We start from the raw sequence: 15,918 nt of genomic DNA, 5'->3' as shown, positions 1-15,918 counted from the left end.
CCGTGTTTTGGCGCGATGAATGTTCTAGCGAATCGACTCCATGACCCGCACGCCGTCCAAGACAGGCATGTAGGGCAGGGGATCGATCCCCATTTCAAGGACGTAATCCGTCAGCTGAGTGCGCACCACCTCGCGCAAAACTTCCGGGTCCCACGGCTTGGCAATGTAGTAGTCCAATCCCGCCTGATTGAGTGCGCGAATCGTATCCGCCTGATCGGCCTGACCGGTCACCAGCACTGTTCGTGCGGACACAAAGCGCGGATTTGCAGTGAGCTCAACCAAAAAATCGACACCGGACTTGCCCGGAAGACGGTGGTCAGAAAGAACAAGGGCAAGCTCATCCCCGTCATCGGTAATTTCTTCGATGACGCTCCACGCATCTTCAACATCTTCCGCGAGCTCCAAACGGACGCGGCCCTCGAAATCTTCAAGGTCACGTTCCAGTGCCTGGCGAACATCGGCCTCGTCTTCGAGGGACAAAATGGTCAGGGTCATGATTCCTCCTCGTGAACATGATGTAGTGGAAGCAGGATCCGCATAATTGTGGACCCCGGGTGAGAGTCAATAGTGAGCTGACCACCCAGATCAGCGATGATCGAATGAACAATGGACATGCCCATTCCCAAACCGAAACGCACACGACCAGCCTTCGTCGTGAAATGCGGTTCCATGATACGTTCAAGGACCTGCGGAGAAATTCCCGGTCCGTTATCACACACGCACACTTCGACGCCGTCGCCGGAATTTGCGACGGTAATGGTGATGCGTGCTTCCGCGTGGCCTCGTGCGGGAAGCATCTTTTCCGAGGCCGCGCCTTCTTGCCCCTGCGCCTTGAGGTCCGCCTCTTCATCCTCAATCGCTTCGGCGGCGTTGACAATGAGATTTGTCCACACCTGCTGGAGCTTGGCTGGGTGAGCGAGGATGGGAGGGACATCCTCGTATTCACACACGACCTCAATACCGTGGACGCGGTGGGAGGTCAGTCGCAAGACATCATCGATTCCCCGCCGAACATCAACTTCCTTGAGATCGTCAGCATCGGGGCGCGCATATCCCTTCAGGGACTGAGTAAGGGAAATAATGCGTTCTCCCGAGGCCAACACTGACCGCAATGAGCCTCCTAGGCGTGCCCCTGCTTGGAAAGCTTCTAGTTGAGCGGGGTCGTCTGCTAAAGTTCGCGCGTGGGCAGTGTCAGTTAAACCAGCGCGAATGAGCTGACGGATGACGCTGCGATCGTGAAGGATGGGGAGGAGTTCTTTTTGTAGTTCCCTCTCGCGTGCAGTAGACAGTGGCGGAGAGTCCATCGCGCAATCAAGGGCACTGCGGCAGGCCTCGGGCGCGCGCGAAGCCATCACCGCTTCAGCGTCCTCGCGCAGGTGCCCGGCGGCGCGCAGGAGAGCTGTCACGGGATTATTGAGTTCGTGAGCGATTCCCGCACTGAGCTCGCCGAGCATGGCAAAACGCGCGCGTTCGACAAGTTCGGCGCGGGTTGCGCGAAGATCTTCAAGGGTCGCAGCTAACTCTTCTTTTTGACGTTCGAGGTCTTCGGCAAGCATTGCGTTTTCCACGTGCAGGTCCTCGGCACGCATGAGTCGGCGCGTCAATGAACGAATTGCCAGCGCGGTCAAGACTGTCGAAATTGAGGGATCTTCGGTTAACGCGATCTGAAGCTGCTCGGTTGTCAGACGCACGACGGTCGCTTCGCTTGTCGTTAGTGCTGTGAAAAAGGCGTTTTCTCCTCGAGCGAGCGAAATCAGACCAATGAGTGGACCCGAGGTTGCAAGGTGGGCAAGGACCTCACCGTGGCGAGAATCGCGGTGCAGGGAAACTGTCCCCTCAAGAACCAGGTGTACAGCCTCGACCCGGTGTCCTTGGGTGAGAAGGTGCGTGCCGCGGGGGAGACGAATTCGAGGCCTCGGCCCCAAAACGCGCTCGACGCCTGCGAGGAGCTCTTGTACGACCTGGTCCTCATTGAGGTCGAGTCCCTCGAGAATGGGACCTTGAACAGCAAAAGAGGGGGGTTCTTGAATGAGGTCGAGAATCTCGTATGTGCAGTACCCGCACTCTTCGAGGTAACGACGCATCGTCGAGTAGGCTTGCCCGGACAAAAGGGGAACCGTCCAGGGGAAACGCACGACCGCAGCCAGATGCCCAGACTCGGTGCACGCCGCAAGGTCCGTATGGAGTTCTTGATCGGTGACAAGCATCCACTGAGTTGAAGCCATCAGTGATGACACTCGGGCTGCATCAATGAGCGCATCGACATCCTCGACTTCGCCAGTGGCAACGCCGAGAAGAACGTGGTCCTCTTCATCCAATCCTTCGAAGAAAAGCGCGAGATCCTCGGCGCTCTCGATCCTGTCAAAACACAGATTGGGGAAAGACTGCGTGAGATCGCGGGTCAGGGGGCCGGCGAGTTGGCGTGAATTATCGCCGACAACCAAAACATGGACGTGATAACCGCTCCGATGTCCACTACGAACACTCGTTTTCTCCAGAATTGAGGCATCGAGCGAAGAAGGGCCGTGCGTCCAGCCGTGCGCAAGACCCGGCGCAGTCGCGGAAGGGGAGTCGGCCTCGGGAAAAGACACCTACATCACCCCAATCGCACCCCAGGTCAGAGGCGCGACGAAGGAAAGCAAAACAATTCCGATCACTCCAACGACGATGCCGACGATGGCCATTTCCTTCGTGGGGGTGGTCCCCGTCGAATAGGCGATCGCGTTCGGCGGAGTGGAGATGGGCAGGCACATGCCGAGCGAGCAGCCCAGTGCGATGACAATTGCAATTTCCGCGGCGCTTGTGGAAACCGTGGCCGCAAGACCCATACCCATTGGGACCAGGAGGTTCGCCGAGGCCGAGTGGGAGATGACGTTCGAGGTCACCCAGCCGACCAACGCGAGGACCAAGATGAGCAGTGCGCCGGGGATCGAGGCCCACTGAATCGATCCGAGCATCCACTTGTCGAGGCCGGTGGCGGCCACGCCTGATCCGAGCGCGATGCCGCCCGCGACCAGCCACAGAACAGGCCAGTCCAAAGCTCGCAGGTCATCACCGCTCATCACTTTCGTCATCAAGAGGGCCACGACCGGCAGGAAGCCGACGACGTTAGAGGAGATGTGGTGGAGGGATTCTGTCATCCACAGGAGAATCGTTACTCCCGCGACTGCGTAGAAAATGATGGCATTCTTTGACTTCTCAAAACGCGCCGAGGTATCGATGTTGAACCGCGCGTCAGAGGGGATGTAGCGCCAGGCAATGAAAAGCCACGAAAGTGCAAGAAGAACGAGCATAAGTGGGACCGCGGCCAACATCCATTGGAAGAAAGTCACCTTGACGCCCGCGTTTTCAAGCGCCCCCAAAGCGATGGCGTTGGGGGGAGTGCCGACGGGTGTGCCCATACCGCCAACGTTCGCAGCAACCGGGATCGATAAGGCGATACCCGTGCGTGCTTTGCCCTCGGGGAGGGCCATGATGACGGGCATCATGACGGCGAACATCGTCGCGGTTGTCGCCGTGTTCGACATGAACATACTCATGATTGCGGTGATGAGCATGACACCCATGACGGTCAGGCGAGGCTTCCCAATGAATGGTTTCAACAGCACCGCGGAGAGCGCGCGATCGACCTTGTACTTTGCAGCCCCGTCTGCCACCATAAAACCGCCCAAGAAGAGGATGATTACGGGGTTTGCCAGCGCGCCAAAGAACTTCGTGTAGGCGGGAGCCTTCTCTGGGATCGCGAGAAGAGCGTGGTCCGAAATGAAGAGAACCTCAAGGAAAATCACCAGCACAGCAGTGCCGGCGAGGGGAACAGCTTCGGTCACCCATAGGAGGATTGCCGCCAAGAAGATTCCGAACATTCTCGTTCCCGAGACATCCAATCCGGGAAGCTGAATGAGTAAACAGGTGACAATCGAGGCCAATGCACCGACAGCGCCGAACACCTTGAAGGGGCTAACCTGCGTCTTGTTCTTCGTAAAATCGGCCGGTCGAGTCGACATATTTTGCGCGGAGCGCGGGTTAATCGAAACGGCGGCAGTAGTGCGCGTACGACGTACCATTGGGCAGACCTCGTTGTCTTTGCGGAAATAGTACGCATAATTATATGTCATACATCACGTGATGATGACCATTTGATGATTAGTCACCAAGCGCTGGCGAGCAATACGCGATGCTCGCAGAATCGGCGAAAGCGCGCGCGGCCTCGTCCGGGAGAAGCGAGGCGCAACCCACGATTTGCGCCCCACACTCCGTCGCGGCGGCGAGGATCTCTTCTCCATCAGCCAGAGCAGAATTCGCTAAAAGAACCGCCTTGCGCCCCGAGAGTGGGGAACCCGAGAAGCGGCGTTCCCCCTCTGCGTTGTTGATTGCCGAGGCCGGGCCTTGGGCGGGCAGGAAAAGAACGGCGTCGAGGTCGAGCCCTCGACCTCCTGCAGCGTGAATCATCGCCGCTGCAAGAGCCGCATCGCCTTCAGGGGCAATCACCAGGTCATAATCCCCAATGGCAAGGTCATGTTCTTCCAAAAGATCGATAAGGATATGCCCGCAAACGGCCGCTCCCTGAGCACTCAAAGTGAGCTCGTTGAGACGAGCCAAAGGATTGGGTGACTGAAGAAGGGGAGCGGCAAGGCCGCGGAGGGTCAGAAGATGCGGGTCGTGTGTTGTCATATCAGCACTATCAGTTGGACGAAGGATTGACGTAGCGGATCAGATCGCCGATGCCGTTGTAAATCCGATAGGGGCGGAAGGGGAAATTAGAAACCTGCTCGGCACTGGTCGAACCAGAAAGGACGAGGAAGGTCCTCATGCCTGCCTCAACGCCAGCGCGGACATCCGTATCCATACGATCGCCGACCATCGCGGCATTCTCAGAGTGAACACCGATCTTGTTCAGGCCCGCACGAATCATCACAGGATTCGGCTTTCCGACGAAGTAGGGGGCCTTGCCGGTCGCGGCTTGGATCATCGCGGCGACTGATCCCGCTGCCGGAAGAGTGCCCTCATCTGAAGGACCAGAAACATCCGGGTTCGTCGCGATGAACTTCGCACCGCGCTCGATCAATCGGATTGCAGTCGTCAGAGCGTAGAAGTCATAGACGCGGGTTTCACCGAGGACCACGAATTCAGGATCCTGATCGGTCATGATGTATCCGGCTGAGTGGATCGCCGTCGTCAGGCCAGCTTCGCCAATCACGTAGGCGGAAGAATTGGGGGACTGCTGGGATAAGAATGCGGCGGTTGCATTCGCCGACGTCCAGATGTGCTCCTCGGGAACGTTCAGGCCCGAATTTGCCAGACGTGCAGACAAGTCGCGGTTTGTGAAGATCGAGTTATTCGTCAGGACCAGGAATGGAATGCCATTCTCTTCCAACGCGGAGATGAAATCCTGGGCTCCGGGAAGGGCGCGGTTTTCCTTAACCAGAACGCCATCCATATCCGAAAGCCAGGCGCTAATTGGGGGCATATCCGACAGTGCAGTGGAAAGAGAATTCGTCATGCCTCTAATCTATCTGTTTGCGAGCTCGTTCGGTAGGAAGAAGGCGACCATGGAAGAAAACTCTCAGCCAGAAGTTGGCGTTGGGCCCTGGCCGGGAGGACCAGAAAACTGGCCATCGGAAGAGTTCTACGATCCGCAGCTCTTGGCCGAGGGGGATCGGCGCAATGTCGAGGATCGCTACCGCTATTGGAAGATGGAAGCGATCATTGCCGACATCGCCTCTCGCGCACTTCCCTTCGAGATAGCCATCGAAAACCTCGGTCACGACTTCAATATCGGCTCAATCGTTCGTAGCGCGAATGCTCTGGGAGTAAGCCGCGTCCACATCGTCGGCCGGCGCAGGTGGAACCGGCGCGGAGCCATGGTGACCGATCGCTACTTGGAGGTTATTCACCACCCCGAGGTCGGTGAATTTATTTCCTCACTGCACGAACGAGGAATCATCCCAGTTGGAATCGACAATGTTCCCGGCTCTATTCCCCTGGAAGGGCATTCTCTTCCCAAGCGGGCATGCCTAGTCTTCGGTGAAGAATCAAGCGGTTTGAGCGAAGAAATGCGCCGGGAATGCAACGAAATCCTCCACATTACGCAGCGCGGCTCAACGCGTTCAATGAATGTCGGCCACGCCGCAGCAATCGCAATGTGGGCGTGGGTGATTCAGTACTCCTAGGCTCGCGCCAAGGCCTCGGCGGGGAAGTCTTGCACCCGGTCGGTGAAGATTCCCGTAACGCCCCATTGCGCAGCTTTCCGCGCATCCTCGAGGGTATTCACGGTCCAGACGTTGACCTCAAAGCCGGCGTCGAGCATCTCGCGGACGTCGGCCTCGGTCAGGTCTTGCCCGCAGGGGTGGATCGCAGTGCACTCAATCTGCGAGGCCTCGCGCCAGCTTCCTGCGCGCACTTCCGCTGGGGTGCACAGCCAGGCGAGAGAAACTTCGGGCATAGCCTCGCGCACCGCGCGAAGCAGGTCGTGATCGAATGAAGAAATAAGGATTTTGTCCTTGTTAGCAAAAGAGCGCAGCGCTACTTCGACATTCTCGATGAGAGTATCGCGGCGCCGGCCTGCTGCTCGAGGCTTGAGCTCGAAATTGAAGCCGGTCTGGGTTGAGTTGGCAAAGGAGACAACATCGGCCAACTCGGGGATGCGCTCAAAACGGTAGGTTGGCGAGAACCATGCGCCCGCGTCGAGCCTGCGCAGCTCACCGTATCCCCACGAGTCCCAGGAACCCGAGGAATTTGTCGTGCGGTCAACGGTGTCGTCATGGATGATGAGCAGCGTCCCATCCGCCATGACACCCACATCGCACTCACACCAGCGGGCCCCAATTTCCGAGGCCTTCGCGAAGGAAGCGATCGTGTTTTCGGGCGCGAGCGTGGGCGCCCCGCGGTGGGCGAAAATCTTTGGGAATTCAGTCATTATTTCTCCTTCGCTGCGCAATTCTAGAAATAGTCATCGACGGGGATCAGTCCGACTCCGGGCACGAATTGCATCTTCGGGCGGTCCGTGGGCGTTTCCGTTTCGTCGGCTTTCCCGTGCATACCATCGATTCCCGCGCGCTCTTCTTGGCGGCTGAAACCCTCTTCTTCAGTGAGCGTTTCCATCTCCGAGGCCGCGCCTTCGTCAGGTTGGGTCATCAGCGCCGGATCCAGCAGCATCGCTTCGTCACGCTTGGTCGGAAGAATGCTCTTGACGTAGGAGTCGATCGCCTCATCTTGGGGGATATCGCGCCCGGCTTCTTCGGCCAAATACCAGCGGTGCTCGAGGAATTCGTGGAAGATCTGTGCGGGTTCAAGTTTCGCAGCAAGCTCAGCGGGAACAGCGGTGATGACAGGTTCGAAAACTTCGTTCATCCATTCATGAGCAACGATTTCGAGAGGCATTCGGGTTTTACCCGTGATCGCACGATAGGCCTCGATGTCATTAAGCATTCGCTGTGCCTGATTCTCGCCAACATCCATGCCCGTCAATCGCATGAGCTTGCGGTGATGGTGGCCGGCATCAACGACCTTTGGAGTGATGATCAGGTGCGTTCCATCAAGGTCGGAGGACATCTGGAGTTCACCGACTTCGAAGCCAAGGTCATTCAGGCGGCGGATACGCTGAGCGACTCTCCACTTCTGGTTGGATTCAATAACTTCAGGTCCGGTGAGTTCGTTCCACAGCTCCAAGTAGCGCGAGCGAATCCGGTCGCCGACCTCGATGGGATCTTCATCGCCGGGGAAGAAAGATCCTGCTTGAAGGTCCATCAACTCGCCGATGATATTTGTGCGTGCCAGATCAACGTCGTAGAGGCGCTGGCCTTCGGTAAGAGAAGGATGGATTTCGCCAGTTTCTGCGTCAACGAGGTATGCGGAGAAGGATCCGGCGTCGCGACGGAAAAGCGTGTTTGAAAGAGAAACATCGCCCCAATAGAAGCCGAGGAGATGAAGACGGACCAGAAGAACTGCGAGGGCGTCGATCAAGCGCCCTGCGGTTTCGGGGGTCATGTGCTGGCTAAAAACCGCGCGGTAGGGCAAAGAGAACTGAAGGTGTTCGGTGACCAGTACGGCTGCAAGTTCTTCGCCAAAGGCGTCGCGTCGCCCGGTGATGACTGCAGTGGGGAGGACGGAAGGTGCACCTAGACGCGACAGATTTCGAAGCAGCTCATATTCGCGGTATGCGACGCTTTCGCCGATTTCCTTGACCGCGATGACCCTGTCGGAAAGGTTGACGAAACGGACGACGTGGCGAGAGATACCGCGAGGAAGAGCGGCAAGGATCTCCGTCGGCCAGTCTTCAAGGGGGATATCCCAAGGTAAGTCCAACAGTGCGGGGTCAACCGTCGCTGCTGTGATCTCAAGCGTTGAGGGAATGGGCATAGCTCTATTCTCGCATTCATTGAGCAAAGTGGCACGGGGCCCGCAACCGTGTATGGTTGCGGGCCCCGTGGTTTAGCCCTTAGTAGCGTCTAGACGCCGAGTAGGTCACTCGGGCAGGCGCTCGCCGGTGGACGCAGAGAAGTTGTGCTGCTGTCCTTCCTTGATGCGGGTGTGGATCACGCCGCCAGGCTTGGGAGCGGTGCGCGGAGGAACTCGGACGATGAGCTGTTCGCCCTTGCCTTCGCTGCCGGAACCCAGACCGTGGCCGGAATCTGCACCTGCCAGGTGGCCGTAGATGTAGGCATCCGAACCCAGTTCCTCAACGAACTCAACTTCGATCGGAATGGTGTTTTCGGTTTCTGCAGAAACGACCTCGAGGCCCTCGGGACGGAAGCCGATCGTGATCTTGCCTTCGTCTTCGGGAACCATGGCATCCAGCGTTGCCTGCGAAAGCGGAACCTCTGCGGTGCCGAGCTTTGCGACATTGCCTTCAACCTTGAACTTGCCGAGGTTCATGGCGGGGGAGCCGATGAAGCCTGCGACGAATTCGTTGGCGGGGCGTTCGTACATTTCCTGCGGGGTGCCGACCTGCTGGAGGAGACCGCCGGCGAGAACCGCGATGCGGTCGCCCATCGTCAGAGCCTCGGTCTGGTCGTGGGTCACGTAGACCGTGGTGACGCCAAGTTCGCGCTGCAGCGAGGCGATCTGGGTACGGGTCTGGACACGGAGCTTGGCGTCCAAGTTGGACAGAGGCTCATCCATGAGGAAGACCTGAGGCTTGCGAACGATTGCGCGGCCCATAGCAACACGCTGACGCTGGCCACCGGAGAGAGCCTTGGGCTTGCGGTCCAAGTAGGGCTCCAGGTCAAGGATGCGTGCGGCTTCTTCAACGCGCTTGTTAATTTCATCCTTGGGAGTGCCTGCGATCTTGAGTGCGAAGCCCATGTTCTCGCGCACGGTCATATGCGGGTAGAGGGCGTAGTTCTGGAAGACCATTGCGATGTCGCGGTTCTTCGGCTGTACGTCGGTGACGTCCTTATCGCCAATGAAGATGCGGCCAGAGTTCACATCCTCAAGACCTGCGAGCATGCGCAGCGAGGTGGACTTGCCACAACCGGAGGGACCGACGAGAACCAGGAATTCACCATCCTGAATCTCAAGATCGAGCTGGTCGACAGCGGGCTTATCTGACCCGGGGTAGATTCGGGTTGCCTTATCGAAAGTTACAGTTGCCATATTGAACCTCCACCGGCGGTACGTGCCGGACGATCCTTAGTAGAGACCAGACGACAGCGTCTTCACTGTCGCCGCACGTCCTTCACCACCTGTGTGAAGTGCGTACTTACTCACGATAGCACCAGGATTTGCGAAAAATCCAGCTCGATTTAAAACGAAGTGCATAGAAGAGATTCGAAATGAGCTGGGCATTCGATACCCTTGGGGGGTGCGTGAGCAAGAGATCATCGGTGGGTACCGCCTCCTCAAACGACTTGGTGCGGGAGGCGCTGCTACCGTGTGGCTTGCCTGCGACGAGGCCGGGGAGCGCGTAGCCCTCAAGATTCTTCACCCCGCGCTCGCCGCCGATGATGACTACCGTGAGCGTCTCCTTCGAGAAGCTCGAACGGTGAATTCCATTCGCGGTGGGGGAGTATCCCACATCCTGGACATCGAGATCGATGCAACTCAACCCTTCGTCGTCAGTGAGTACATTCCAGGCCCCACGCTTTCCGAATTGCTCTCCCGCGGTGCGATCAATGTCGGCGGCGTTGCGGCGATCGGCGGGGCGCTCGCTCAAACCCTTCAAGATGTTCATGCTCGTCGGATTGTTCACCGCGATGTGAAGGCCTCGAATGTCATTTGCTCCCCGCAAGGGCCGGTGCTCATCGATTTCGGTATCGCCATGGGACAGGACGAGGCGCGCCTGACTCAAACCGGTCTGGTATCGGGAACCGCGGGATATACCGCACCCGAATTACTCAAGGGGGCCTCGGCCTCGGCAACGACAGATTGGTGGGCGTGGACGGCTACCTTGCTTGCGGCACTTACTGGGCGCCCGCCCTATGGGAGTGGTGTGACCGCTGCGATCTTGGATCGGGTGCTCAAGGGGGATCCCGACACCGCCGGCCTCGATTCGTCTGTCGCTCAGCTCATGCGCCAAGGACTTCACCCGGATCCTCAGCTTCGCCCAAACCCTGACTACATCATCCGTCATCTTGCGCACTGGGGCGGGTTCCCCCTTGAAAAGATTGCGATCTATGGGGGAAGTCAGGCGTGGGAAAACCTCAATTGGGCACGGCTCTTGGCTCCTGTTCGTCAAGGGGATACCCCCGGTGTCTCAGTGGTCGCAGATGACTCCGCTAACGAGGAAACTCAGGTCTTTGACGACGATGCTTTACAGACCGCGGTCATTGAAGAGTTCGATCCGGATCGCACTGCGGCATTAGCGAATGACTTTTCATCTCCGGATGAAACTCAGGTATATCCGCAGTTCATGGGTGGCGCGCAGCCAAGTATCGACGAAACCTCGCTTTTTAACTACCCGCATCCCATGGCCTCGTCAACGGGGACAAGCTACCTTCCCGCTCAGGATGGATATCGACAGGCGTCGATCCCTCCCAGTATCGAATTCGCAACCCAAGCACCCGCGTATATTCCTCAGCAGGTGAAGACGGCCAATATTTTAGGGTTGATCATTCTTTCTGCTCTGGCGCTGATTCCTTTATATAGGGGGTTGATCGGGTTGATCAGCGTGGGGGTGATCGTCGCGCTCTTCGCAGTGCTCGGGAGCGCCTATAAATGGCGTGAAAATCGGAGGATCATCAATCAAGAAGCGCGATCGAGTGACACCTGGGCTGCACTCGGTGTTGCTCCTTTTACCGGGCTGGGTGGGATTCTCTCTACTGCGGTTGGTCTTGCCCCCGGGGCCGCTTTGGCGTGGGGACAGTGGATTCTCTTTTCCCGAGGCCTCTACGAGCCTCTCGGTTTGTCTCCCGATTTTGGATTCTTCTCCACCCCCTTCGGAGATCCCGGAACATGGTGGTTTCCGCTCGTACTGACCGGCCATGCGCCGATCACGTCTGATGCGTGGCTTGCGGGGAGTCCCTCGTGGGTTGTCTTGACTTGGGTTCTGACCACTCTTGCTTTGTGGGGAATGTGGGTGATGCCAACGGGATCCGCTTTGCGTGATGGAGTGAGCGTGTGCGTGTCGACCTGCGTTCCCAAGACGTGGATGCGAGTACTTCTTGGTCTGCTCATTTCCGGTGGCGTCGCAGCTGTTCTAGCTCTGAATTTCTAAGGTTCAGCTGGTGCGCATGGAATGAAATATGGCGCGGCTGCGTTGGTATCGGTGCGTAAATGGGCATTGCTCGCTAGTCTTGAATGCAGTTCAACAGAAAGGCCCGCAATAATGGCAAAGTCTTCCCGCTCGCAGGATGTGCGCGCAAAGGCGCAGCAACTGCGTGAAGAACAGGCGCGTGCAGATCGCCGGACTCGCAACATCATCATTTCTTTGGTTGCGCTGATTGTGGTTGTCATCATCGTGGCAATTGCTGCGGTGATCGTTCAGTCCAACCGCAAGAAGGCAGAAATTGCCGAGGCCGGATCGGCTGCGCTCGGTGCGTATTCAAATGGTGAACCCGTTGTTGTTTCCCACCTTGGTATTGGAAAGGTTGACGAATCCATTCCGACGCTGACTGAGTATTTCGACTACTCCTGCCACGTGTGCGCTGCATACGATGTGGCTTTTGGTGAGCAGGTTAGCCAGGACGTTCTTGCTGGTAAGTACAACATCAAGTACCAGCCCGTGAATACGGTGAAGGCCGCGTATCAGTATGCGTCAACCAGTGCGGCTCTGGTCGCCGCACAAAAGGTCGATGCGCAAACGTGGATGAAGTTCCACAACGCCTTACTGTCTTACTTCAATGATCAGTACAACTCTGGCAAGGGAACCGTTGTTCAGGACCTGTCTGCTTCTGCTACAAAGGTTAAAGAAATCGCTGCGCAGGTAGGAATTCCGCAAGATGTTATTGACACCTTCCCCGAAAACGGTGTGAATGACTATCTGACCAAGTCGACCAACACGTGGGCTGAGGCGAAGATTGACGGTCGCGAAAATGGATCTTTGGGAACTCCTGAGTTCGTTGTGAACGATAAAGCCGTCGTTGATTTCAAGGGCGTCAAGGCAACCAGTGTCAAGGATTTCTATCCCGTGATTACTGCTCAGCTTCAAGCTGCCGGTCCGGCATCTGCATCGAAGTGATGCTGCTGATCGCTCTCATATGATCGTGCTTTTCAGGGGCGCGTGCGTGACATGGTCGCGCATGCGCCCCTTTTGTATCTTGTGAGACGTCCCCTGAGCTTTTGCGAGCTGTGTCCGGTGATGGGGAGGGACGTGAAGTGGCATGTGAGCCATATTGCGGTTTTAAATTCGTCTTTGCGGCCTGAGTCATGGCACACTATGTGGGTTGCCACCTTAGCTCAGTTGGTAGAGCACCCGCCTTGTAAGCGGACGGTCGTCGGTTCGAGTCCGACAGGTGGCTCCATTATTCAGTCCAAACGGGTACGCCCCGTTTGGTGGCTGGCGCTGGTCGGGTGACCTGTTTTCCCTGTTATTGCTGGAAAGTGGGTGCCCGGCTTATTTATATCTGTTGTTTGTTGTGGCTGCGCGGGTGCTTTGCGGGTTGAAACGTACTATCGCGCTCAATGTACGTAAGGCGGCATCAGAGTCGGAGTCGTCCTGGTATCAGGTTCAACGAGCAGGTTCAGTACCACTCATCTGCTTAGCCGTTGCTTATGCAGATTCAGGTTTACTCTTCATTCTTCAAGGAATCTACCACGAGATCATTTCTCCGCTTATTCCGGTAGTTGTGTTTAGTGCACAAAGTCTCGTCGGAATTATATGGATATACAAGGCGAGCAGTAACTCCGATCCATCACAAAAACCAGAGTAGAACCGGTGAGGTCTCCGAAAGAATTAAGGAAAAAATGAATTCGGTGATCCTTGTGCGTCCAATAATTTCGAGTCAGAAGTAGGGGCTTTCTCGAAGGGTGTGGGGTCTGCTGTGTATGTTGGAACTATGTTTTCCAATACCCCCTGGGGTATTCTTGGGGGAGGGGAAGTAGACAAAAGCTTAAGCCAGAAAGTGAGCCGCACATGCGAGTACTCGTCGTCGGAGGAGTCGCGGGTGGTATGAGCGCGGCGGCGCGCCTGCGCAGGCGCGATGAGGGCGCCGAGATCATCGTGCTGGAGCGCAGCAAGTACGTGTCTTTCGCGAACTGCGGGCTCCCGTACTACGTCGGCGGCGAGATCGAAGATCCCGTCAAGCTCCTCCTCCACACCCCGCAATCGCTCAAGGCGGCGCTCAATCTCGACGTGCGCATCAACTCCGAGGTCACCGCGATCGACCCGGTGGCGCACAGCGTTCAGGTCACCGACACGGAGATGGGCGAGGCCTACGCGCTCACCTACGATCACCTGATCCTCTCCCCGGGCGGCCTCGCCAGCCGCCCCCCGATTGACGGCCTCAACTCCCCACGCGTGCACACCCTGCGCACGGTCGACGACGCCCTCGCCCTGCGCGAGGCATCGGGCACGCACGCCGTTGTCTTGGGTGCCGGGTTCATCGGCATCGAGGCCACCGAAGCGCTCGCACAGCGAGGCTTCGAGACCCACCTCGTCGAGTATGCCGAGCATGTCCTGCCGCCCCTCGAAGTCGAGATGGCCACGCTGGTCACGCAGGAGCTGCGCGCTCTTGGCGTGTGCGTCCATGCAGGCGTTGCCGCCCAGTCCGTCACCCACGGCGGCGATCAAGACTGCGTGACACTCTCCGACGGAACCGAGCTGAGTGCCGACGTCATCGTCCTGTCAACTGGAGTCCGCCCCGACACCGCCTTCGCCGAGGCCGCGGGTATCGAGACCAAGCGCGGCTACATCCTCGTCGATGAGCACGGGCGAACCAGCGTGGACAATGTCTACGCGGTCGGCGATGGCACGATGGGTCGCGACCATGACCGCCCCGTCGCCCTGGCCGGACCCGCAAACCGCGGGGGACGCCTCGTCGCCGACGCTATTGCCGACGTCGAGCATGGCGAGGCCACCGCGCGCCCCATCCCGAGCCCCCAGGCCACCGCGATCGTCCGGATTGGGAGCCTCACCGCCGCCATGACCGGTGCTAACCGCCAGGCCCTCGATGCCTCGGGCGCGGAGTATTTCACGGTGCACACGCACGCTAACCAGCACGCGGGCTATTTCCCCGGCGCCAAGCCCGTGCACATCCTCATGCATGTCGGCACCGGCGGACAGATTCTCGGCGCGCAGGCCGTGGGCGCCGACGGTGTGGACCGTCGCATCGACGTCATTGCGACCGCCATGCGGGCCGGCCTGAAGGCGACGGACCTCATCGACCTGGACCTCGCCTACGCGCCGCCCTACGGCCAGGCCAAGGACCCCGTCAACCAGACCGGTATGGTCGCCCACAACGTGGTGACCGGCGAACTTATCCTCACCGGTCCGGACGCTCTGACCGAAGACATGCCGGTCCTCGACGTGCGCACGGTAGGGGAGTACGCGGCCGGGCACATGCCCAACTCACTCAACATCCCCCATACCCAGCTGCGCGACCGCCTCGATGAAGTCCGCGCCTGGGTCGACGAGAGCGTCGGCGACCAGCCTTTCGTTGTCATGTGCGCGGCGGGCGTGCGCTCCTGGATCGGCTACCGCATCGTGCGCCACGCGGGCTTCAACGTCACCATGCTGTCGGGCGGCATCCAGACGCTGCGCGCATGGCTCGGCGATCGGGCCGAGGCCGTCCTCGTCACGGGGGAGGGGCGCTCATGACGACGCGCAAGCAGGTTGTCAATCGCCTGAAGCGTGCTCGCGGGCAGCTCGACAGCCTCATCGACCACATTGAGAGTGGAGATGCGAACTGTCGGGACGTGCTGACTCAGTTCGCGGCCGTTAACTCCGCGATGAAACGCGCAAGCTACCTCGCGGTTGCGACGATCATGTCGCAGTGCGCGATCGAGGATTCCATCCTCGAAAACGATGATGCTCCGACACCCGAGGCGGAAGAATCTCTAGTCAAAACCGGGAGCATCTCGATCGAAGAACTCGAGCAATTGTTCCTCCGGCTAGGCTGATGCGACACAGCCATCAGCCCGCCTAGAAAAACCTCATCACACCATGCAGCGGATCTGCTGACGGATTCGAGGCCCGATCAACGAAGGAGACAATCATGTGTCGACCCACCACCTGTGAGGTATGCGGAAAGATCACCTGGAAGGGCTGCGGCAAGCACATCGACTCGGTGAGGGAACAAGTGCCCCCGGAACAGTGGTGCGATAAGGACCATACCGAAGAGGAGTACGCCGCCGCCAAGAAGAAACGCGGTTTCTTCGGTAGTCTCTGCAGCTAGCCCTCGGCCCTTCTGGCATCGTCGCGCGCCGCGCGCGGAAGGATTGACCGCTCGAATAACCTACTCCACTATGTAGGACGCTACTGGTGTGCCGATTGGATAGAGAGGTATCCGTTTTTATCCGGGAAACCGACTCCTGTTTTTCCCC

15 protein-coding genes and 1 tRNA gene are annotated in these 15,918 nt (G+C 58.3%); 8 read left to right on the top strand and 8 right to left on the bottom strand.

Translation table 11 applies throughout. The features are described from left to right. Positions 1-24: 24 nt before the first annotated feature. The 5 genes from ACWNMW_RS02670 to ACWNMW_RS02650 form a co-directional block, all read right to left on the bottom strand. Positions 25-495: a response regulator gene (locus tag ACWNMW_RS02670; RefSeq protein ID WP_449489930.1), complete on the bottom strand. Its 471-nt coding sequence runs from the start codon at positions 493-495 to the stop codon at positions 25-27. After that, positions 492-2,591, bottom strand: a complete 2,100-nt coding sequence (locus ACWNMW_RS02665) for a sensor histidine kinase (protein ID WP_449489929.1) — start codon at positions 2,589-2,591, stop codon at positions 492-494. Before ACWNMW_RS02665 ends, ACWNMW_RS02670 begins: the two co-directional genes overlap by 4 nt. After that, entirely contained in the window at positions 2,592-4,004 is a 1,413-nt protein-coding gene (locus ACWNMW_RS02660) for an SLC13 family permease (RefSeq protein ID WP_449489983.1), read from the bottom strand. It lies immediately after the preceding gene. Positions 4,005-4,143: 139 nt separating this feature from the next. Next, positions 4,144-4,671 (bottom strand): hypothetical protein, encoded by a 528-nt coding sequence (locus tag ACWNMW_RS02655; RefSeq protein ID WP_449489928.1) that lies wholly within the window; start codon positions 4,669-4,671, stop codon positions 4,144-4,146. Positions 4,672-4,681: 10 nt separating this feature from the next. Next, on the bottom strand, positions 4,682-5,500 hold the full coding sequence (locus ACWNMW_RS02650; protein WP_034501271.1) for an HAD-IIA family hydrolase: 819 nt from the start codon (positions 5,498-5,500) through the stop codon (positions 4,682-4,684). Positions 5,501-5,549: 49 nt separating this feature from the next. Between ACWNMW_RS02650 and ACWNMW_RS02645 the strand changes: the two genes are divergently transcribed. Next, complete coding sequence (locus ACWNMW_RS02645) at positions 5,550-6,170, top strand: TrmH family RNA methyltransferase (RefSeq protein ID WP_449489927.1); 621 nt, start codon at positions 5,550-5,552, stop codon at positions 6,168-6,170. On the opposite strand, the gene ACWNMW_RS02640 is transcribed toward ACWNMW_RS02645, so the two are convergent. The 3 genes from ACWNMW_RS02640 to ACWNMW_RS02630 all read right to left on the bottom strand — a co-directional run bounded on the left by ACWNMW_RS02640 (position 6,167) and on the right by ACWNMW_RS02630 (position 9,594). Next, complete coding sequence (locus ACWNMW_RS02640) at positions 6,167-6,916, bottom strand: glycerophosphodiester phosphodiesterase family protein (protein WP_449489926.1); 750 nt, start codon at positions 6,914-6,916, stop codon at positions 6,167-6,169. The genes ACWNMW_RS02645 and ACWNMW_RS02640 overlap by 4 nt on opposite strands. A gap of 23 nt (positions 6,917-6,939) precedes the next feature. Beyond that, on the bottom strand, positions 6,940-8,358 hold the full coding sequence (locus ACWNMW_RS02635) for a DUF4032 domain-containing protein (protein WP_449489925.1): 1,419 nt from the start codon (positions 8,356-8,358) through the stop codon (positions 6,940-6,942). Positions 8,359-8,463: 105 nt separating this feature from the next. After that, positions 8,464-9,594, bottom strand: coding sequence for an ABC transporter ATP-binding protein (locus ACWNMW_RS02630; protein WP_034501279.1), 1,131 nt, complete (start codon positions 9,592-9,594; stop codon positions 8,464-8,466). A 208-nt stretch (positions 9,595-9,802) separates the two neighbouring features. On the opposite strand from ACWNMW_RS02630, the gene ACWNMW_RS02625 reads away from it, so the two are divergent. The 7 genes from ACWNMW_RS02625 to ACWNMW_RS02595 all read left to right on the top strand — a co-directional run bounded on the left by ACWNMW_RS02625 (position 9,803) and on the right by ACWNMW_RS02595 (position 15,770). After that, positions 9,803-11,653 (top strand): serine/threonine-protein kinase, encoded by a 1,851-nt coding sequence (locus tag ACWNMW_RS02625; protein ID WP_449489924.1) that lies wholly within the window; start codon positions 9,803-9,805, stop codon positions 11,651-11,653. A gap of 111 nt (positions 11,654-11,764) precedes the next feature. Next, positions 11,765-12,616 (top strand): DsbA family protein, encoded by an 852-nt coding sequence (locus tag ACWNMW_RS02620; protein ID WP_449489923.1) that lies wholly within the window; start codon positions 11,765-11,767, stop codon positions 12,614-12,616. A gap of 207 nt (positions 12,617-12,823) precedes the next feature. Beyond that, positions 12,824-12,899: transfer RNA gene (locus tag ACWNMW_RS02615), tRNA-Thr, on the top strand. Next, positions 12,891-13,307: an SdpI family protein gene (locus ACWNMW_RS02610; protein WP_449489922.1), complete on the top strand. Its 417-nt coding sequence runs from the start codon at positions 12,891-12,893 to the stop codon at positions 13,305-13,307. Before ACWNMW_RS02615 ends, ACWNMW_RS02610 begins: the two co-directional genes overlap by 9 nt. 203 nt (positions 13,308-13,510) lie before the next feature. After that, positions 13,511-15,193, top strand: coding sequence for an FAD-dependent oxidoreductase (locus ACWNMW_RS02605; RefSeq protein WP_449489921.1), 1,683 nt, complete (start codon positions 13,511-13,513; stop codon positions 15,191-15,193). Next, the gene (locus ACWNMW_RS02600) at positions 15,190-15,495 is read left to right on the top strand and encodes a metal-sensitive transcriptional regulator (protein ID WP_009408760.1); all 306 of its coding nucleotides are present in this window, start codon (positions 15,190-15,192) and stop codon (positions 15,493-15,495) included. Before ACWNMW_RS02605 ends, ACWNMW_RS02600 begins: the two co-directional genes overlap by 4 nt. A gap of 95 nt (positions 15,496-15,590) precedes the next feature. Further along, a complete protein-coding gene (locus ACWNMW_RS02595) occupies positions 15,591-15,770 on the top strand; it encodes a hypothetical protein (protein ID WP_449489920.1) in 180 nt (59 codons plus the stop codon). Positions 15,771-15,918 lie beyond the last annotated feature (148 nt).

It is taken from the genome of Actinomyces sp. Marseille-QA0893 (assembly GCF_976954355.1).
Note: the sequence above shows the minus strand (reverse complement) of the source record. Positions and strands in the feature narration are given on the sequence as shown.

Bases quoted from the DNA above. Each gene is read 5' to 3' on its own strand.
- ACWNMW_RS02670 (WP_449489930.1), bottom strand. From the start codon at position 495: ATGACCCTGACCATTTTGTCCCTCGAAGACGAGGCCGATGTTCGCCAG.
- ACWNMW_RS02660 (WP_449489983.1), bottom strand. From the start codon at position 4,004: ATGTCGACTCGACCGGCCGATTTTACGAAGAACAAGACGCAGGTTAGC.
- ACWNMW_RS02655 (WP_449489928.1), bottom strand. From the start codon at position 4,671: ATGACAACACACGACCCGCATCTTCTGACCCTCCGCGGCCTTGCCGCT.
- ACWNMW_RS02650 (WP_034501271.1), bottom strand. From the start codon at position 5,500: ATGACGAATTCTCTTTCCACTGCACTGTCGGATATGCCCCCAATTAGC.
- ACWNMW_RS02645 (WP_449489927.1), top strand. From the start codon at position 5,550: ATGGAAGAAAACTCTCAGCCAGAAGTTGGCGTTGGGCCCTGGCCGGGA.
- ACWNMW_RS02640 (WP_449489926.1), bottom strand. From the start codon at position 6,916: ATGACTGAATTCCCAAAGATTTTCGCCCACCGCGGGGCGCCCACGCTC.
- ACWNMW_RS02635 (WP_449489925.1), bottom strand. From the start codon at position 8,358: ATGCCCATTCCCTCAACGCTTGAGATCACAGCAGCGACGGTTGACCCC.
- ACWNMW_RS02630 (WP_034501279.1), bottom strand. From the start codon at position 9,594: ATGGCAACTGTAACTTTCGATAAGGCAACCCGAATCTACCCCGGGTCA.
- ACWNMW_RS02620 (WP_449489923.1), top strand. From the start codon at position 11,765: ATGGCAAAGTCTTCCCGCTCGCAGGATGTGCGCGCAAAGGCGCAGCAA.
- ACWNMW_RS02605 (WP_449489921.1), top strand. From the start codon at position 13,511: ATGCGAGTACTCGTCGTCGGAGGAGTCGCGGGTGGTATGAGCGCGGCG.
- ACWNMW_RS02600 (WP_009408760.1), top strand. From the start codon at position 15,190: ATGACGACGCGCAAGCAGGTTGTCAATCGCCTGAAGCGTGCTCGCGGG.
- ACWNMW_RS02595 (WP_449489920.1), top strand. From the start codon at position 15,591: ATGTGTCGACCCACCACCTGTGAGGTATGCGGAAAGATCACCTGGAAG.